Below are 20082 nucleotides of genomic sequence, written 5' to 3'. Positions count from 1 at the left end.
AGTGACAGTTTGCAGTTTACTAATTAGTAACGATTGACTTACGACTTCATTGACTTACGACTCCAAATCCATGGATACCAAAGAAATTTTAAAAAAGGTTCGAAAAATCGAAATCAAAACCCGTCGTCTGAGTGACCATGTGTTCTCGGGGGAATACCACACGTCGTTTAAGGGGCGCGGTATGACCTTTTCAGAAGTGCGTCAATATCAATTTGGCGATGATGTTCGGGCTATTGATTGGAATGTAACCGCACGATACAACGAACCTTATGTCAAAGTTTTTGAAGAGGAACGAGAATTGACGATGATGCTTATGGTGGATGTATCCGGTTCGGAAAACTTTGGGAGTCAACAGTATTTAAAGCGTGAAATCATCACTGAAATTGCGGCAACCTTGGCCTTTTCTGCGACACAAAACAACGATAAAATTGGTTTGATTTTATTTACCGATCAAATCGAATTGTATATCCCGCCTAAAAAAGGAAAATCACACGTTTTACGGATTATACGCGAACTTATCGAATTTAAACCCCAAAGCAAACGCACACATTTGGGACAAGCCTTGCAATTTTTGTCGGCTACCCAAAAGAAAAAAGCGATTGTCTTTGTTATCTCCGATTTCTTGTGTCCCGATGATTATGAAAAACCGTTGAAAATTGCCAGTAAAAAGCACGATGTAACGGGTTTTCGAATTTATGATCCGCGGGAAGCCGAACTTCCTAATATAGGTATTGTAGAAACGCTCGATGCCGAAACAGGGCAAATCGCCATCATCGATACCGGAACAGCGATAGTTCGGCAACGGTATGCCGCTTTGTATCGCGAAAAAGTGGCGCGCTTCAAAGAATTGTTTTCCCGTTGTGGCGCGGGTACCGTTCAATCCCGAGTGGATGAAAGTTATGTTACCCGATTGTTAAGTTATTTTAAAGCCCGAGCGTAATGAAAAAGTGGATTTTTGGATGTCTTTTAACCTTAGGGTTGTTGGAACCGGCTTGTGCGCAACGCGTGGAGGCTTCCATGGACTCGGTACGCAAAAAAATTGGGTCGGAATTTTTGCTTACGCTTCGCACACAAGTAGCTCCCAATACACGGGTACAATTTCCGAAAGGTCAACAATTTGGTCCCTTGGAAGTGTTAGAATCCTATCCAATAGATACCCTAAAAAAATCCGATCGCTGGGAATTTGTCAAAAAATATGGGCTTACCCAATTTGATTCTGGACAATACATTCTTCCTAAACTCGCGGTGAAAATTGCGAAAAAAGACGTTTACACCCAACCGATTACCGTCGAAGTGATGCCTGTTCAGGTGGATACGTTGAAGCAAAAAATGTACGATATCAAAACCATCGTGGCGGCGCCTTCCCCCAACATTGGAATTTGGTGGTGGATTATCTCGGGAATAGTAGGCGTACTTGCTGTGGTTTTTATCGTGTACCGAATAGTAAAACAGCGAAAAACCACAACGCCAAAAGTCACCCCCGAACCTCCAGTAAAACCCATTGAAAAAGCGACGCAGAAACTTATGGCTTTGGATGCTGCGCAATGGGTATCCAAAGGGGAAGTAAAGCATTTTTACTCAGAACTTACCGAAATCGTTCGAACCTATCTCGAGGAAGAAATCGAAATTCCTGCGATGGAACGCACGACCTCTGAGCTTATTGCTATCTTGGAATTGGTGAGTCAAAATAAGAATTTGCGTCTGTCGCGCGAGACTATTGCTACGCTTGAACAGGTATTGCGCCAAGCAGATCTGGTGAAATTTGCCAAAGTTCGTCCCGACATTCAAGCGATTGAATCGGATAAAAACCGTATTGCAGCTACGATAATTACCATCAATAAAGCGATTCCCGAAATCGAAGCGGTTACCGATGAACTGGAGGCTTGGAATGCCCAACAACGCGAATTAGCACGTCAAAAACAAGAAGCGAAAGCCCGTAAACAAAAACAACTTCGCATTGCCATCGCCAGTGTTGTAACCGTTGGGATTCTCTTGGGCGGGTCGATCGCTTATTTTGGGATGGACACTTTGAAAGACGCCATTTTGGGCAATCCTACAAAAGAAATGTATGAGGGCGAATGGATTACAAGTGCGTATGGTGACCCTAATGTAGAACTCGAAACCCCTAAAGTACTTACCCGCGTAGACTCCGAAAAATGGGCAAAAAACACGTACGCGGTCGTCAAGGAAATGCGCACCTTCACGCAAGGATCGTTACAGGAACCCTTGTTTGTGTTGGTGGGAACGAATTATTACAAACAAGAGAAAAATCCGTATTACGACAAAGAAACGACTCAAATTGATTACGACAAAGTGTTGGAAGGCATTACCAAAAGTTGGGAAAGTCAAGGAGCGCGTAATATTTTGTATAAAAATGACGGAACATTTGAAATTGCCGAAGGAGTGAAGGGCATTCGCGCTTATGGCACCATGACCGTGGAAGACAAAGACGGCGAACAACACCGACGCTATTATGAAATTTTGCTGTTTAACCAGAATGGTGGGTTGCAGCAAGTGGCCGTAAGCTACCGTGAAGACGATCCGTTTGGAAAGAAAATACTTGAACGCATACAAGGTTCTATCAAATTACAATTATTTAATTTCAATGGATAAGGTGAGCTTTTTACATCCTGAGTTTTTGTTGCTCTTGGCGTTATTGCCGATCGTAGGGGTATGGCTTTACCGTTCGCGAAAACAACAATCGGTGACGTTGACCTTGCCCGCTGTCTCCGGTTTGGAGGGATTGGTCAATTGGAAAGTCCTACTCAAACCCTATCTACTGGTGTTTCGGTTGGTTGCTTTAGCGCTAATTATAATTGGATTGGCACGCCCTAGAACCGTTGATGTAAGTAACCAAACCAAAACGACACGAGGTATTGACATCGTTATGGCGGTGGATTTATCGAGTAGTATGTTGGCCAAAGACTTGGAACCCAACCGTATGGAAGCCTTAAAAAAAGTGGCTGACCGTTTTGTCGATGACCGACCCAACGATCGAATTGGCATTGTCGTCTATGCTGGGGAAGCCTACACCAAAGTGCCCGTAACCACCGACAAAGCTATTGTAAAGCAAATGTTGCAAGAACTGAATTACGACCCAACCGTTGATGATGGCACCGGAATTGGGATGGGGCTGGCTACCGCAGTTAACCGATTAAAGGAAAGCAAAGCCAAGAGTCGGGTGATCATTCTCTTGACAGATGGAATTAATAATGCAGGTTTTATCGAGCCCGAAACCGCCGCCGATTTGGCGAAAGAATACGGCATCAAAGTGTATACTATCGGATTAGGATCCAACGGCATGGCGCCCTTCCCTGTAGGATATACCCCTGATGGTGCCTTAGTTTATCGAAATATGAAGGTGGAAATTGATGAAAAACTGATGAAGTCCATCGCCAAAAAAACAGGGGGAACGTATTTCCGAGCCACCAGTAATAGCCGTTTGGAAGCCATTTATGGTGAAATCAATCAGATGGAAACTACCGAAATTGAAGAATTACGGTATTATGATTATGAGGAACAATTTCGCCCTTTCGCCCTTCTTGCCTTGGTGCTCTTAGTGTTGGAAGTGGGGTTGCGTCAAACGCTTTATCGCTCGTTTATATAGCTTATGTACGAATTAGAAAAGAAACTATATTTCTATGCTTTGGTACTCGTCCCGGTGTTTCTGGGACTTTGGGTATACAACCGGTATTGGAGACAGCGAAAACAACAGGAATTTGGACTGCCCGACAAAATCAGTTATCTCAGCCCTGAGCGTTCTACCTTTAAGCCCGCGTTAAAATTTGGATTAAGCTTGTTTGGGATAGTTTTGCTCATCATTGCATTGGTCAACCCAAAGATTGGAACGACAACCGAAAAAGTGAAAACCCGTGGGGTCGATTTGGTCTTTGCCATTGACGTTTCCAAAAGTATGCTCGCCAATGATGTCGCGCCCAACCGTTTGGAAAAAAGCAAACAAATTGTATCGCAACTCATCAATCGCTTGTCGGGTGACCGCATCGGACTCATAGCGTATTCAGGAAGTGCGTTTCCTGTGTTACCCATGACTTCTGATTATGGGGTGGCCAAAATGTTTCTGCAAAGCATGAGTCCAGAGATGATTTCGGCACAAGGAACCTCCATCGATTTGGCCATTCAATTGGCAGCGACACGGTATTTTAACGAAAAAGACAAAACCAATAAAATCCTAGTCATCCTTTCCGACGGAGAAGACCATAGCAATAATGCTGTCGCGGCCGCCGAGATTGCCAAAGACGTTAAAATGCGTATTGTAACGGTCGGTATTGGCACCGAACAAGGGGGGCCGATTAAGTTGATTGAAAACGGAAACGTACAATACCTTCGCGATTCCAATAATGAAGTGGTGCACACCAAACGAAATTCAAAAATTTTGGAAGAAGTCGCCCAAATTGGAAACGGAGGCTATGTCGATGGGAACACGACCAAAACAGCCGTTGATTTTGTGAAAAAACAACTCGACAATTCGGAAAAAACCGAATTTGGAGAATCATTACTTGCTGATTATCAATCGCAATTTCAATGGTTTTTGGGATTTGCGTTTGTCGCCTTATTTTTGGATCTTTTGATTCGGGAACGACGTACAGCGTGGTTGCGTAAATTAAATTTATTTAATGAAAAAAATGAAACGAAATAACGTCTTTTGGTGTTGGATATTGGTATGGGTGACCTTTGTCTCATGGGGACAAGAGGCCGATACGCAATTACCAAAAGGAAATGACGCTTTTTCGGAAAAAAAATACGCTGAGGCGGAAGCACTTTACCGAGAATCGGCAGCAAAAAATCCGAAAAAAGCAGCGGCTTCTTATAACTTAGGCACCTCAATATACAAACAAAAACAAGGGGGTGAGGCCAAATTCAAGTTTTTACAAGCCGCTGAAAATGCGAAAACCAAAGCGGAAAAACACAAAGCCTTTCACAATTTAGGGAATGCCTTAATGCTGGAAAAAAAATACGATTTGGCCGAACGCGCTTATAAAGATGCGTTGCGTAATAATCCGCGGGATGAGGAAACGCGTTACAATTATGCCTTGGCTAAAAAAATGAACAAAGAAAATCCGCCGCCAGAAGATGGAGGAAAAAAGAAGGACGATAAGAGCCAGCAGAAAGAAAAGAATCAACGTCCCGACGATTCCAAAGGGAATCAAAAAAATAAAAGTCAAGAAGACAAGCCCGAAAACAAAAGCGGTCAAAATCAAGAACCCGACCCGCAACCGCGTCCTTCGGGGAATAATAAACAACGCATTGACAACTTGTTGGACGCTGTCAATAATGAGGAGAAAAAAGTCCAATTAAAGCGCAAAGAGAAAAGTGCCCAAACGGCTCCCGGAAAACCCGAGAAAGATTGGTAACCTTTTGTCATTGAACGATGAAACGAATTGTAACCTTAGTACTGTTATGGATTTCTCTTACGGTATCGGCCCAAGTTAAATTTGAAGCCGACGTGAGTAAGGCCACTGTAGCTGTAAACGAACGGTTTCGTGTGGAGTTTACAATGAATGTGGATGGCGATAACTTTGAAGCACCCGACTTTGAAGAGAGTGGCTTTTCGGTTTTTTCTGGACCCTCACAAAACATTCGTGAAATATGGGTGAATGGTAAAGGGATGTTTCAAAAAACCTACACCTACTTTTTGATTGCAGAAAAGAAAGGTACATTCACCATCAAGCCTGCCGCCATCGAATTCAACAACCGTATTTACCGCAGCAACACGGTCAAAGTTACCGTAACACCCGCCGTTGACCCCGCCAACGATCCTAATTTGGCACCTGTGGCTCGAAACTCCACCATGTATTTGGTAACCGAAGTGTCTAACAGCAATCCCTATGTGAATGAGCCCATTACGGTAGTCCAAAAGCTGTATTTCAACTACAACACGGATATCAATGACGCCCGGGATATTCAAAAGCCTCGTTTTAATGATTTTTGGAGTCAAGAAATAGAGACCGATAATTTTGAACCCGAGCAAACCGTTTATAAAGGGAAACGCTGTCTTTCGGTAGTGCTCAAAAAAGCCGTTTTGTATCCGCAGAAATCGGGGAGTCTTGAGATCGATCCTTACATTTTGGAGGTAGATTGTCGGGTGCCTACGGGTCGCATGACCATTTTTGGTGAAATCATCACGATGGACGACAGTCGTCGATTGACCTCCTCGGGAAAGACAATTACTGTAAAAGCGTTGCCTGAAACCAACAAACCCGAGAAGTTTAGCGGAGCTGTGGGTGACTTTGGCTTTGCCGTTATTCCCTCTAAAACAACGCTAAAATTTGGCGAATCACTTGATTTGACGCTGAAAGTTTCGGGTCAAGGAAACCTAAAGCTTTTTCAAATTCCGCGTTTAGAATTGCCTGAAAATTGGGAAGTTTATGACCCAGAACATGTAGAAAATGTCACCACGCCGCTGTCGGGAATGACGGGTTCGATTGCTGACCGCTACACCGTAGTACCCCAAGCCAAAGGAACGTATGTGTTAAAAGACCTACGCTTTAGTTATTTTGATTTACGCAGTAAACAATACCGTACACTTACAAGTCCTCCGATTACCGTTACCGTAACCGACGGCCCGGGATTACCTGCGGGGGGCTATGCGACTAATGCACGTCAAAAAAGGGCGCGTGAAGCCTTTGTAACATCGCCTAAAGAAGGTGCATTATCTTCGATTGATCGTCGAGACTTCTTGGGTTCACCCTTATTTTACAGTTTGTTACTTATGCCTTTTTTAGCGATTCCTTTGTTTGTTTTTGTTCGTCGTCGTAAAGCGGCTGCAGACGCAGATACCGTAGGTAAATCGATACGAATGAAAAAGGCATTGGTAAAACGCTATCTTTCAGAAGCGGGAACCTACTTGCAGTCGAAAGGACCATTTTATGATGCGTTGGAACGGGCGTTACATAACTTTTTAAAGGCCAAATTATTCTTGGAAACCGCTGAAATGCAAAAAGAAACCATTCGAGAACTGTTAGCACAGCGGAAGGCTGACCCCACAACCGTAGCCGAATTTATACAACTTCTTGAGAGTTGTGAAATGGCGCGTTTTGCTCCATCTTCGGCTACTGCGATACAAAATGATTACGACACCGCGATACGATTGATTACCGAACTAGAAAAACAATTGTCATGAAGTTAAACCTTGCTTTTTGGGGGCTGCTTTTGGTTTGCCTTGTGGGTCATGCACAAGATGCTTTTGACGCGGGAAATAAGGCTTACCGTAAAGGAAAGTATGCTGAGGCGATTTCGTATTATGAAAAAGAAGTAGCGGCAGGAAAAACAGGGGCGGCTCTTCATTTTAATTTAGGTACAAGTTACTACCAACAGCAGCAAATTGCCCCTGCCATATATCATTTAGAAAAAGCCCGTTTGTTGGATCCTACCGATAATGCAATAACAACCAATTTAGGTTATGCGCAAGAACGCTGTAAAGATACGTTGCCACAACTTCCACAAGTGGGTTTTGAAAAGATGTTGCACGAAGCTACCACAGTGCTGTCGTATGATCGATGGGGAATGGTAGCGATTGGATGGGCTTTGGTGGTATTCGTATGTTTTGCGGGCTACTATGTTTCGGGTTCGCCGGTTAAAAAACGACGCTATTTCACGGGCATGTCGCTTTCGTTATTGTTGGTTTTGGGATGTCTTTTTGCGGGGTTTTTTCAAAAAAACGAAGTGAATTCCGACCGTAGTGCAATTGTTTTTCAAGACCGCACTGAAGTTTGGAGCGAACCCCGTATGGGCAGTGAACCAAAAGTAAAATTGCGTGAGGGCGCTAAGGTTTGGGTGCTTTCCAAGACGGCACAGTGGGCAAATGTTCGTCTTTCGGATGCGGGAACGGGATGGGTAAAACGTACATCTATTCGTGAATTGCAACCGTAATCGTAGGTAATGTTGTATTTTTGCGCGATTAAAAAATAACTATTCTTTATACCTATTCTACCTTGTCTAGAGACGAAACTTTAAAACGCCGTTGGGAGGCTGTCGTTCAACTATTATCCGATCGTTTTACCGATGGAGAGCCTTTGGATTTGGACGGCATTATTTACCTTATTGGAATTCAAGAATTGGGTAAGGTGCACCAAAAATTTCAAAAAGACGACAAAGTCAATTTGATGCATATTGCCATATGTCGCTTGTTGGTGCCTTATGGCTATTATGAATTTGATTATGTTGACCGTGACGGTTGGCCGCATTTCAAAGCCAAAGATGCTTTACCTGCGTTGAAAGCTGGGGAGCAAACGCTATTAATGAAGGAGGCGGTTGTGGGGTATTTTTTAGAAAACGGATTGATTACGTAAGGGCGATCTTAAAAATCGTGTTTTGAAATACACACCTTTATGGCTAGCCCGGGGTGAAGCGGCAGCGCCCGAGGGACGAGGGACTATAGCGGAACACCGGAGGGAGGTTATGAAAAAAGGCGGGGTTGTTGCTTCAAAAAAATAAAAACGAAAAGCGGATATGTGTCCCCAATTGGGCGGAAAATCCTATTTTTGCAGCAGAATTACAGGACCATGATTGAGAAAATAAAACAACATATTGAAGAGGCTAAAGCGTTCAACGACAAGAACAAAGAGGCGTTGGAAGCGTTCCGAATTAAGTATTTGGGGAGTAAGGGGTTGTTAAAAGCGTTTTTTAACGAGTTTAAAAATATACCGAACGACCAGAAAAAAGAGTTTGGACAGGTGATCAATACGTTGAAAGCTGTGGCCGAAGAAAAGGTACGTAGTTTGCAGGAATCGTTGGAAAACGGTTCGGATAGCGAAGGAAAATACGGCGATTTAACACGTCCAGGGATGCCTTTTGCGGTGGGTGCGCGTCATCCGATATCATTGGTGAAAAATCAGATTATTGATATTTTTTCGACGATTGGATTTAATGTTTCGGAGGGGCCTGAAATCGAAGACGATTGGCATAATTTTACGGCGTTGAATTTGCCCGAATACCATCCGGCACGGGACATGCAGGATACCTTTTTTATTCAAACGAATCCCGATGTGTTGTTGCGTACGCATACCTCATCGGTACAGGTGCGGTATATGGAGAGTCACAAGCCTCCGATTCGGACCATTTCGCCAGGGCGGGTGTTTCGTAATGAGGCGGTGTCATCGCGTTCGCATTGTATTTTTCATCAGGTAGAGGGTTTGTATATTGATAAAGACGTTTCCTTTGCCGATTTGAAGCAAACCCTGTTGTATTTCACCAAAGAAATGTTTGGCAAGTCGAAGATCCGTTTACGTCCCTCGTATTTCCCTTTTACGGAGCCCAGTGCTGAGGTTGATATTTATTGGGGATTAAAAACGGAAACCGATTACCGCATTACGAAAGGAACGGGTTGGTTGGAAATTATGGGTTGCGGGATGGTCGACCCGAATGTATTGAAAAACTGCGGGATTAATCCCGTCGAATACAACGGATTTGCTTTTGGTATGGGGATAGAGCGTATTGCGATGTTGTTGTATCAGATTGGTGATATTCGGATGTTTTATGAAAATGATGTACGCTTTTTGGAGCAATTCAAAACGAGTATTTAAATATAGTAAGCCGCAGCGCGAGAGCCATGCGGTTTTTTTGTGGATCACACTTTGAGCATAACACGAGGTTAAAATGAGAGCAGATATTGTAATTCCGAAAGTTGAAAATGTATTTATGGCGGCCGTTCAGGAGTGGAACGACGACTTTATGGATAAGGTGTGGTATGTTTTTTTGATCAACGATTCGGACCATGATTTGGAGAGCGTGATGGTGGTTTCGAAGGCTTTTGGTACCCTTGACGGGGAGATGAAAAAAACGTCGTTGTTGCGGCATGCGTATGTCAAAGTTCCTTCGGTTTCAGCAGTGAAGATTGAAATGATTGAGCAAAGTGTGTTAGCATTGAATAATGAATTCATGGTAACGTATTTTATTGGGAACACGTTGTATGACAAAAAGTTTATTTTCCGTAAGAATACGATTAATGAACGGGCGACAGAGGAAGTGCCGATTTTGTGGCAGCGGGGTGTGGTGGTGAAATAAGTTTATTTTGCTTCGCTACTACAGTCGGCTAAAGCCATGTGTTGGGTTTGATGTTTCCTGAAGGTGCCTTGAAAGAGGCAGGGAGGGTTTAACTTTTCCTTTTGCACGCAAATGAAGCGTTTTAAGCGCAATTTATTTCCTAAACACATCTTAATTGGAATGTCAATTAATTGGCGTTAAAAACAAAAAAGACAGCCTTTTGAGCTGTCTTTTTGGTATTGTATTTTGTAGTGGATTATTTCTTCACGATTAGGAATTCTGAACGACGGTTTTGTGCGTGTTCCGCTTCGGTACATTGGTCACAAGCCACTTTGGGTTCGGTTTCACCCATTCCTTTTCCTGAAATACGAGCGGCATCGATACCTTTAGAAATGATGAACTGTACGGTAGCTTGTGCACGACGTTCAGACAAATTCATGTTGTATTTATCGCCTCCACGACGGTCGGTGTGTGATTTGGCGAAAATAACCATATTGGGGTTATTTTTCATGACTTGAACAAGTTTATCCAATTCGAAGGCGCCTTGTTGGGTGATGTTGCTCTTGTCAAACTCGAAGTAGATAGGATTCAAGACCACTTCGGTATCGGTTACAATGACTTCGATTGGGTTCAACGGTGCTTTTACATCGGCTTTGGGTCCTTTGCTTTTAGCGACAGGGAATGCATTGCCTTCAAAACCGTCTTTCGATGCCTGAATGGTGTATGCTTTGTCGCATTCTACACGATAGGAAACTTCGCCTTTGTCATTAGAAGTTTCGGTAGCGATGACATTGTTTTTATCGTCTAAGATTGAAACTTTGGCATTGGAAAGAATTTCTCCCGTTTTGGCATTAGAAACTAACACAAGTACATCCACACCACAGATTGGGGTTGCGCTGAAAATATCATCGTTTCCATTACGGTTACTGGAGAGGTATCCAATGTTTTTGTCTTTGTTAAAAGTAAAGGCAAAATCATCTTTTTCTGTGTTGATAGGTTTACCCATATTCACAGCTTCACCACCTTTGGCAAGGTCAATCATATACACATCATAACCTCCTAATCCTTGGCGTCCGCTTGAAGCGAAATACAATGTAGAATTATCATCGGAAATGTATGGGAAACTTTCGTTGCCCTCAGTATTTACTTTTGGTCCTAAATTCTGAGGGGTTCCATAGGTTCCATCAGCATTAACAGTAACTTTCCAGATGTCTACACCGCCAATGCTGCCGGGCATATCGGATGAAAAATACAGTGTTTTACCATCGCGTGAAACGCTTGGATTACTAATAGAGAATTCGCTAGTATTAAACGGTAATGATTTAACGTTACCCCATGTATCACCAGATTTAGTGGCAACATATAAATTGTTTCTACCTAATTTGAGTTTATTCGCCTTGTCCTTTTGAAATGATTTTTCACGGAAACTATCGGAGGAAAAATACATTGTATTTCCATCGGCTGTAATCGTTACAGGACCATCATGGAATTTTGAGTTAACCTCTGTTACTAATGTTGGCTCAGCTAAAGTTCCATTGTCACTTCGTACGGATTTATATACATCAAGATACGGTTCATCGTTCCAACCGTAGTTTTTACGAGCACCGTTTCGAGCACTAGTAAAATAGACCTCATTGTTGTATAAAACAGCTCCGAACTCTGATTTATCCGAACTCAACGTAGTATTATCTACTGTATATTCTACTCGTTTACTTAAAATACGAGGAACATAGTTTGGATTTTCCTTAAAGGCTTTGGCACGTTGATCATTGGGTGCTTTGGCTGCAAATTTGCTCATTTGCTTATTGGCTTCTTCATATTTGCCATTGGCTTTCAGCATTTGAGCATATCGGAAATAGGTTTCAGCATCCTGATCTGTTTCGACGGCTTTAGCGTACCATTTGGTGGCTTCAGCTGAATTAAACATGTTGAAATAGGTATCGGCTAATTGTTTATAAACATACCCATCTGCTTTCCCATTATCTACCAATTTTTGATATTCTTCAGCAGCTTTTACATATTCATAACGATTGAAAAGTTTATCCGCAGTCTTAGTGTCTTTATTTTGAGCACAAATAGTACTGCTGATGGCTGCAAAACTTAAAGCTATATATAGTTTTTTCATTTTGAAAGTTAGGTTTAAGATTAGAAATAACGTGGAGACTGAGAAACTTTTTTCGGGAAGTTCAAGTCAAACAACAAGATGACCTCGTGCGAAGAAGGTGTCGTCACTTTTAAATCCGAAACGATGTGATCGTAAGCGTACCCGATGCGTAAATTAGGAGTAATTGCATAATTTACCATTGCACCAAAGGAATCTTCTCTTCGGTAAGTTGCCCCAATTTCGAATTTATCATTAAACAAGAAGTTGGTAGAAACATCAAACGATACTGGCGCTTGGAAAGCCGTTTTTACCAAGGCAAAAGGTTTAAATTTAACCGTTGGTGATAAATCAAACACATACCCCCCCGTTAAGAAGTAGTGTTGTGTTTCGGTTCCAAACTGACGCCCGTTAAAGTCAAGGTGTTTTGATTTTAACATATTCGGTACTGATAAAGCTACATAGAACTTGTTTGTATAGTAGAAAAGACCCGTACCTAAATTTAAATAGGTACTATTGGTATTTTCTCTAAATGCAGGGTCGTTCGGGTCGGGTACATTATTAAACACCTCGCTAAACAAACCAACTTTATGAAAAGTAGCTCCTGCTTTAAGTCCAAACGCTAAGCGGCTTTCACCTCCTAAATTCAAGGTATAAGAGAAGTCGGTGTAGATGTTATTTTCTTCTACTGGACCAATTTTATCGGTAATCGCAGAAATACCTAACCCCACATTTTTTCCAACGGGACTGTGTAAAAAGAAAGTACCCGTGGTAGGAGCATCCTCTATTTCAACCCACTGCTTACGGTACAATAAACCTCCAGACATGTTCTCTTTGGATCCAGCGTAAGCAGGGTTAATTACACTCATATTGTACATATATTGGGTGTAATGTGGGTCTTGCTGCGCACTAGCATCGAGAACGGCAAGCAGTGCAAAAGCGGTTAGGAAATATAGTTTTTTCATCGTTTTGAAATTTTTCATTTATTATTTGTTTGTTATTTCACTTCTCTGTTGATGTAAATCCATCCTGTCTTGGTGGACTGACCGTTATTGAACTCAATCACATAATAGTAGGTTCCGTCAGGTAATTCATTATCATTATCGGATTGACCATACCATTGGTTCGTGTAGTTAGCACGGCTGTATACTTTGGTTCCATAACGATTATAGATGCTCAACTGCTTCACATTCTTTTGTTCCAGATCAAAGAAATCATTTAACCCGTCACCATTGGGTGAAATCCCTTTTTGAATGTCACAATAAATAGAGGTTAACACAACGGTGTTGAATTGTGTACAGCCCTCGGCATTGGTTACAGTGACACCAAAAGTAAGCGGTAATTCCTCTACTTGAGTGGTTGAATTCAAATAATCGGTTACATTAAAGGTCGCTTGATTGGCTCCTACAGGAGTTGAAGTGCTGCCATTAATCCATACCCAGTCGAAACTTGCTCCACCGATGTCAAATGTATTATTTATCGCTTGAACTTCCAAGACATATTCATCACCATTACATCCTGCATCAATTGTAAAGTTGAATGAAGGGACAAATACAACCGTTCCACTCGCAGAAGTACTCGTACAACCTGTGGTAGTATCGGTAATTGTAACACTATATGTTCCAGCTACAGTGGTAGAGAAATTTGCTACGTTTCCTGGGTTGGTAGCCCCTGCTGGAACCGTCCACACATAAGTGTAAGAACCTGCAGCTCCTGGTGTAGCCGTAACATCTGCTGTTGAGCCTGAACAGATAGTTTCACCCGTTACAGTTACCGTAGGTAACGCATTTACTGTGAGCGTTCCCGTTGCCGATGAACTAGAACAACCAGTAGCAGTGTTAGTAATCACTACAGAGTAAGTTCCTGCCACTGTTGCTGTAAAGCTATTTACATTTCCAGGGTTAGTTACTCCCGACGGCACAGTCCAAGCATAGCTGTAGGTGTTTCCATCTCCTGGGGTTGCCGAAATAGTAGCCGATTGACCTTGACAAACGGTAGCTGAATTTACTGTAACTGTAGGTAGCGGATTAACGGTTACTGTTCCACTAGCACTATTGCTTGTACAAGTTGTACTAGTATTCGTAATAATCACACTGTATGTTCCTGCAACGGTTGTGGTAAAGGAAGCTACATTTCCAGGATCGGTTACTCCTGCAGGTACAGTCCATGCATACGAATACGTTGAAGAATCTCCTGGGGTTGCCGTAACTGTAGCAGTTTGACCATCACAAATAGTAGCACTTGAAACGGTTACTGTAGGCTGTGCATTAATAATAACTTGTACTGTAGTACTTCCACCCTCTTGACAGTTGGCCGTGTTTTGAGTGATCGTATAGGTTACATTATAGGTTCCCGGTTGCGAAGCTGCAACATTGATTACACCTGTTGTTGCGTCAATACTCAAATTCGGTGAATCAGCGGTATACTGTCCTCCTGCTGTAAATCCAGCAATTGAGGTGTTGGGTGTTAATGTAGACACTGCATTAGCACAAACCGGACTAGTATAGGTAATTCCTGTAACAGCTGGTTGTAATTGTGGCGTGTCAATAGTGATGGTGACAACTTGTGAAACACATCCCGTAACCACATCGCGAACAATTACCGTATGCTGTCCTGGAGTTAGACCCGTAAAGACAGGGCTAGTTTGGTATGTCCCATTATCAACAGCATACTCATATTGGCCTGAAGTAGCTGGAGTAAAGTTACCTATACCCGTGTAGTCGTTATTTGCACAATTAGCAAGACCGCTATCTACAAAATCAACAACAGTCCAATCGGCGTTATTGTATGTTGTATTTGGCAATGTAACATTATTAAGTCGACGGAAAGCGGCTCCTTCAGTTCCAATAATTGTGGTTGGCGCCCAATTGTCTGAACCAAATACACCCCAACTATCCACTAAAGTAGTTCCGTTGAAAAGTGCAATATGATCATGTCCACCATTACTAAAGTTAACCGAACCGGTTCCGCTTGATTGAGCGGCTAAAGAACCGTCAGCACCTGGCGTAGAAGGACAGAAAGTATCGTTTCCTAAGGCGATAACATAAGTGGCTCCTGGTGCTAAACTCACATTATTCAAAGGCAGTGTAAATCCATAAGTGGTGTTTCCATTGCTTGCCGTTTGAATGGAATATGTACCCAGATTGATTGAATTCGCTGTCGCATTATACAATTCAACATACGATAATGAACCCGCATTAGAATCTGTTACTTCCGAAATAAACAAATCGTTAGCAACCGTTCCTGAACTAGAAACTGGAGAAGTTATCGTAATTGTTCCTGTAGGTGTTGCACACGTTGCTTGTTGTGTGATCGAAACAACGGGAGTTGGTGTACTATTTACAACAACATTGATTGAAACAGTCGCTGCACACTGACCTGCATCGGGTGTAAACTCATAATTCACCTGACCCGCAACACTAGTGTCGATTGTTGCTGGATTCCAAGTTCCTGTAATTCCATTGGTAGAAGTAGAAGGTAATACAGGAGCGGTAGCATTCAAACATAAGGCTGCAATAGGATCAAACAATGGCGTCTGAACTGGGTTTATGGTCACTTGTGCTGTAGCCGTATTACCAACACAATTGGTTACCGTATCGGTAATCGTAACGGTGTAGGTACCCGAGATTGTCGCATCAAATGTACTCACATTACCTGGGTCAGTAGCTCCTGTTGGAACCGTCCAAACATAGGAGTACGTACTGTTTCCAGAAGGTATTGCAGTAACGGTTGCTGGATTGATAGCACATACCGTTACATCACTCACACTTACAGTAGGAGGAGTAGGATTAACCAATACAATTGGGGTAGCATTTGGCAAAATACATCCATTCACACTCACGACGAAATTGGAATACGTTCCTGCTGTTAATCCCGTAATCAAAATAACCCCTGAATTGTCAGAAGTATAGGATGTTGGTGGATTAGGTAACGCGAAGGTATAGCCAACATTATACGATGTATTGGGCGCTAAACCTGAAATAGTAATGGTTCCATCACTACCGCCACACGTCGTTGGATTGGTGCTTGCATACACCGGTTGTGATTGGAGGGTATACGTAGCAATAAAGTTTGCTCCTCCATTATTAATCAATTGGGTATCGTCACATTGGGAAGGTGAGTTTACATCTCCCGTTAATTCATAATACACTTCAACATTATAGTCCCCAGGAGGGAAAGTGGTAAGGTCAATTGGTGATTGGGCATCACTCAATACGCGTTGCCATTTTTGGTCGCGAGCGTTACAAGCCCCCCCTGTTGGGAAAGTATCTACTGAACCATTGGAGTCACTATCAATTGTACAATCATCAAAGAATGGTAAATCGATTGAGATAAAGGTTCCTGGGGTACCTGCCACAGGATAAATTCGATAGAATAAACGTGCGCTACAAACATTGGCTGTGGCCGACTTGAACGTTTTTACTTCAGCCCCTCGTAATTTTAATGAACCTGAATTTTGAACATAGGTTCCTAAATCACTATTAGGGAAAACGTTTTGCGCTGGACCAATAATATCGGTTCCTGTTCCCTGCGTGTTAAAGAAGTTAGACGTTTCACAATTAGTCAACCAAACGGCATTGGCATAACTACCAAAGTCACAACTTGGTAAAACCGTAATGGTCAACGTAACATTAGAAGCACATTGTCCTGGATCAGGAGTGAATTCGTAAGTTCCTGTAGCCGTGTTGCTTACTGTAGCTGGATTCCAAGTTCCAGTGATACCATTTCCAGAAGTGGTTGGTAGTACCGGTGCTGGAGCGCCGGGACAAATAGGTGATGGAGTCACAAACGTTGGTGTGACTCCCGGATCTACCGTGATAGACAACGTTGTTGGATTGGCACAAAACGTTACATCAGGAGTAAAAGTATAGGTTGTAGTTCCCTCCACGTTACTCACTACAGCGGGTGACCACGTTCCCGTAACACCATTCGTAGATATTGTTGGCAATGTTGGAGCTGTTGTTCCAGCACAGAAATTGGCTACTGGATTAAAGTTGGGCACAAAGAAATCAACAACAGTAATCGTTTGTGTACTCGATGCCGATTGAGGACAGTTAACATTTCCTGCGGTTGAGGTCGCTGTAATATCAAATGTCCCAACGCCTGGAGGAGTAAATACAATGGAAGTACCTGTAGTTGAACTTAAACTTCCTGATGAAGTTGTCCATGTAAACACGCCATTACCGCCCGAAGCGTTTAAAGTCGCTGTTTGACCCAAACAGATGGTTGGTGTTGTGGTATTTGTTGATGTTGTAATTTCAACAGGAGCTTGAATCCCCGAATTTGAAGCAATAACATAATCACAAACGTCACCTGCAAATCCATCAATCATGATATAGTAGGTTTGTCCTACTGTTAATCCTGTCGCAGTTATCGTTGTTGAACCTGCAGGAACATTCCCAGGGCTCCAACACGTATATTCGGTAACTGGACCTGAACCACAGTTGGCTGCGCCGAATACCATAATCTGAATACCATTATTGTCTTCACTACTAGTCACCCATACATCAAAAGAAATTGTAGTTTCAGAAGCCACAAACGATAAGAAAGAGTTGTTCTCTAGAGAACCACAGAATTCTGCCGTTAATTCGGGCCATGAATCTGACGTATAGGATGCTGATGTATTTCCACAATAACCATTCAAGTTACATATTGGTGTTGCTACAGCACAGGTATTCCCTGCCGGTGTATTGGTAATACAGCTTGGCGGGGGCGTTGGGGTTCCTATACAAACTTGGAAGCTTGATGTTTGGTTGGGTGTTGCTGTCCAAGAATAAATGCGCACATAATAGGTTTGTCCTGGAGTCAAGTTATTGGCGATACTATTGTTAGGGTCGCTACAATAAATTTGCGTCAAAGCGCCACAAGTCCCTGAATATAATACATGGAACAAATCGGTAGTTCCACCAGTTATGTTATTCAAGTTAATTGTGTGTGTTGTACTGGTCGCTGTAAAGCTAAACCAAACATCATCGTCATCAGTACCACCACAAGTGTTGGGCTGTGCTGAAGCCGTAGCTCCAATCAAACTTCCACTTGAAAATACAGTACACGTATTGGTTGTATTTACAGGTGTAACGGTTGCATTAATACATTCATCATTAGCGATTACAGTATTAAAGGCTCTTACATTAGACCACAAACTGATATCTGAAGGCGAACATAATGATCGAACATAAACAACATATTGGGTGGCAGGATTTAATCCTGTAGCAATGTATGGGTTAGAACTTGTAACAATTCCTGTAGATGCAGCAGTAGGAACGGGTGAACCCGCGGGTAAAATCAATACTTCCCACTGTGTGGCAGTTCCTATCTCGGTCCAAGAAATTTGGGCTGTAGTAGTAGTAGCGTTGCTCACAATTACATTGGAAGGTTTTGGACAGGTTGGCGGAGGAGCACAAGTTACATTCGCGATCCATCCAGGGGCATTGACCGAACCATCACTTCGGAAACGGAACGTTAAACATCCATTGGCACTTGAAGCTGTAAATGGACCCGGTAAATTGGCCCCTGTTAAGTTACCCCAATACGAACCGGGTAAACCGCCAGGCACATTCCCTGCTCCATTGGTACTTGCTAATTGCTGTGCTGCAATTGAGTTCCCATCAAAAACATACAGACCATCCCAGTTGGCTTCGGTATTAAATTCAGTAAAGGTTACCGTTACTTGCTCTCCTGGAATAGTAGGGCAAATAGTAACTGTATAATCTGTTCCATTAGCATAGTTTGCGGTAGCGCCCGCAGGGTCAGTAAAAATTCCTCCACATTGCGGCGGTGCAATTTGTGTGGTTATAGTTCTTGGACCAACCCAGTTACTTAAATCACCAGGACCACAAACCGCTTGAACATATAAATCATAACAGGTGTCTGGTGTCAATCCTGTAAACACATGAGGGTTGGTGGTGGTTACGGTAAATCCTGTCGTAGCAGCTGTTGGAGCTGGAGAACCACATGGAAGTGCAATCACATTCCAAGTCGTTGCGGTATTAGGGTTATTCCATGCTAAAGTTGCACTATTTGAGGTAACGGCTGAAGCTACTAACGTATTTGGATTAGGGCAAGTTGGTGGTGGTGCACATACTACGTTGGCTAACCATCCTGCTGCATTAACAGATCCATCACTTCGGAAGCGGAATGTGAGACATCCACTTGGATCGGTTGAAGTAAACGAAGGTAAATTCGCTCCTGTTAATGTTCCCCAAAATGAACCCGGCACACCGCCAGGCACATTACCTGCACCATTCGTGCTGGCAATTTGAGGTGATGCAATTGTAGATCCATTGAATACATACAATCCATCCCAATTGGCTTCGGTGGCAAACAAAGTGAAATTCACTGTGACTACATCTCCTGCATTTACAGGACAAATGGTTACGGTTGAATCGGTATTGTTGGCATAGTTTGCGTTTCCTCCGGGATCGGAGAATACTCCTCCACAGGCTGGCGGAGCTACTTGCGTAGTAATCGATGCAGGACCTGCCCAGTTGCTCAATTCTGATGCTGAGCAAACGGCACGAACATACACGTCATAGCAAGTTAATCCCGATAATCCGGTCAATTGGAAAGGACGGGTATTGGCTACAGTAAATCCTGTAGTCGCTGCATTGGGTGCAGGCGAACCACAAGGTACCGCGATAATATGCCACTCGGTTTCGGTGCCTCCAGCCGTCCAGTTGAATGTAGCTGAGGTTCCTAAAACGATGGTTGGTGCTAATGAGAAAGGCGCAGGACAAGCGGGAGGTGCCGCACAGGTAACATTGGCTACCCATCCTGTAGCTGTGGTTGTACCATTACTGCGGAAACGGAAGGTCAAACAGCCATCAGGGCTAGATGAAGTTACCGTACCCGGACTGGTGGTTCCCCAAAACGCTCCTGCCAATCCACCAGGTACTGCTCCAGCAGGGTTTGGACTAGCAATTTGAGGTGCTGATGTTGAGTTTCCATTGAATACATACAAACCGTCGTTGGTTGCCTCT

At 43.0% G+C, this 20082-nt stretch carries 13 protein-coding genes; 10 read left to right on the top strand and 3 right to left on the bottom strand.

Going from position 1 to position 20082, the window contains the following annotated elements; translation table 11 throughout:
- The first annotated feature begins 70 nt into the window (after positions 1–70).
- From O9316_RS10120 to O9316_RS10075, 10 genes are all read left to right on the top strand, one after another.
- Complete coding sequence (locus O9316_RS10120) at positions 71–940, top strand: DUF58 domain-containing protein (RefSeq protein WP_298205352.1); 870 nt, start codon at positions 71–73, stop codon at positions 938–940.
- Entirely contained in the window at positions 940–2613 is a 1674-nt protein-coding gene (locus O9316_RS10115) for a hypothetical protein (protein WP_298205351.1), read from the top strand. The genes O9316_RS10120 and O9316_RS10115 overlap by 1 nt, the downstream gene beginning before the upstream one ends.
- Positions 2606–3607: a VWA domain-containing protein gene (locus O9316_RS10110; protein ID WP_298205350.1), complete on the top strand. Its 1002-nt coding sequence runs from the start codon at positions 2606–2608 to the stop codon at positions 3605–3607. Before O9316_RS10115 ends, O9316_RS10110 begins: the two co-directional genes overlap by 8 nt.
- Before the next feature lie 3 nt (positions 3608–3610).
- A complete protein-coding gene (locus tag O9316_RS10105) occupies positions 3611–4657 on the top strand; it encodes a VWA domain-containing protein (RefSeq protein ID WP_298347143.1) in 1047 nt (348 codons plus the stop codon).
- On the top strand, positions 4644–5372 hold the full coding sequence (locus tag O9316_RS10100; RefSeq protein WP_298204673.1) for a tetratricopeptide repeat protein: 729 nt from the start codon (positions 4644–4646) through the stop codon (positions 5370–5372). Before O9316_RS10105 ends, O9316_RS10100 begins: the two co-directional genes overlap by 14 nt.
- Before the next feature lie 17 nt (positions 5373–5389).
- Entirely contained in the window at positions 5390–7141 is a 1752-nt protein-coding gene (locus O9316_RS10095; RefSeq protein WP_298204674.1) for a BatD family protein, read from the top strand.
- Positions 7138–7890 carry a tetratricopeptide repeat protein gene (locus O9316_RS10090; RefSeq protein WP_298204675.1) on the top strand — a complete coding sequence of 251 codons (753 nt, stop codon included), beginning with the start codon at positions 7138–7140 and terminating at the stop codon, positions 7888–7890. Before O9316_RS10095 ends, O9316_RS10090 begins: the two co-directional genes overlap by 4 nt.
- A 62-nt stretch (positions 7891–7952) precedes the next feature.
- Entirely contained in the window at positions 7953–8309 is a 357-nt protein-coding gene (locus tag O9316_RS10085; RefSeq protein ID WP_297515095.1) for a hypothetical protein, read from the top strand.
- 213 nt (positions 8310–8522) lie between these two features.
- Entirely contained in the window at positions 8523–9542 is a 1020-nt protein-coding gene (gene pheS / locus O9316_RS10080) for a phenylalanine--tRNA ligase subunit alpha (protein WP_298204676.1), read from the top strand.
- A 73-nt stretch (positions 9543–9615) separates the two neighbouring features.
- A complete protein-coding gene (locus O9316_RS10075) occupies positions 9616–10023 on the top strand; it encodes a hypothetical protein (protein WP_298204677.1) in 408 nt (135 codons plus the stop codon).
- Positions 10024–10258: 235 nt separating this feature from the next.
- On the opposite strand, the gene O9316_RS10070 is transcribed toward O9316_RS10075, so the two are convergent.
- Genes O9316_RS10070 through O9316_RS10060 form a run of 3 tightly spaced genes read right to left on the bottom strand, consistent with a single transcriptional unit; the run spans position 10259 to position 20063 of the window.
- Entirely contained in the window at positions 10259–12127 is a 1869-nt protein-coding gene (locus O9316_RS10070) for an OmpA family protein (RefSeq protein WP_298204678.1), read from the bottom strand.
- A 20-nt stretch (positions 12128–12147) separates the two neighbouring features.
- Positions 12148–13068 (bottom strand): type IX secretion system membrane protein PorP/SprF, encoded by a 921-nt coding sequence (locus O9316_RS10065; RefSeq protein ID WP_298204679.1) that lies wholly within the window; start codon positions 13066–13068, stop codon positions 12148–12150.
- A gap of 32 nt (positions 13069–13100) precedes the next feature.
- Positions 13101–20063, bottom strand: coding sequence for a fibronectin type III domain-containing protein (locus O9316_RS10060; protein WP_298204680.1), 6963 nt, complete (start codon positions 20061–20063; stop codon positions 13101–13103).
- Positions 20064–20082 lie beyond the last annotated feature (19 nt).

This window comes from Flavobacterium sp., from assembly GCF_027533505.1.
Taxonomy (GTDB): domain Bacteria; phylum Bacteroidota; class Bacteroidia; order Flavobacteriales; family Flavobacteriaceae; genus Flavobacterium.
Note: the sequence above shows the minus strand (reverse complement) of the source record. Positions and strands in the feature narration are given on the sequence as shown.

Bases quoted from the DNA above. Each gene is read 5' to 3' on its own strand.
- O9316_RS10120 (WP_298205352.1), top strand. From the start codon at position 71: ATGGATACCAAAGAAATTTTAAAAAAGGTTCGAAAAATCGAAATCAAA.
- O9316_RS10115 (WP_298205351.1), top strand. From the start codon at position 940: ATGAAAAAGTGGATTTTTGGATGTCTTTTAACCTTAGGGTTGTTGGAA.
- O9316_RS10110 (WP_298205350.1), top strand. From the start codon at position 2,606: ATGGATAAGGTGAGCTTTTTACATCCTGAGTTTTTGTTGCTCTTGGCG.
- O9316_RS10105 (WP_298347143.1), top strand. From the start codon at position 3,611: ATGTACGAATTAGAAAAGAAACTATATTTCTATGCTTTGGTACTCGTC.
- O9316_RS10100 (WP_298204673.1), top strand. From the start codon at position 4,644: ATGAAACGAAATAACGTCTTTTGGTGTTGGATATTGGTATGGGTGACC.
- O9316_RS10095 (WP_298204674.1), top strand. From the start codon at position 5,390: ATGAAACGAATTGTAACCTTAGTACTGTTATGGATTTCTCTTACGGTA.
- O9316_RS10090 (WP_298204675.1), top strand. From the start codon at position 7,138: ATGAAGTTAAACCTTGCTTTTTGGGGGCTGCTTTTGGTTTGCCTTGTG.
- pheS (WP_298204676.1), top strand. From the start codon at position 8,523: ATGATTGAGAAAATAAAACAACATATTGAAGAGGCTAAAGCGTTCAAC.
- O9316_RS10075 (WP_298204677.1), top strand. From the start codon at position 9,616: ATGAGAGCAGATATTGTAATTCCGAAAGTTGAAAATGTATTTATGGCG.
- O9316_RS10070 (WP_298204678.1), bottom strand. From the start codon at position 12,127: ATGAAAAAACTATATATAGCTTTAAGTTTTGCAGCCATCAGCAGTACT.
- O9316_RS10065 (WP_298204679.1), bottom strand. From the start codon at position 13,068: ATGAAAAAACTATATTTCCTAACCGCTTTTGCACTGCTTGCCGTTCTC.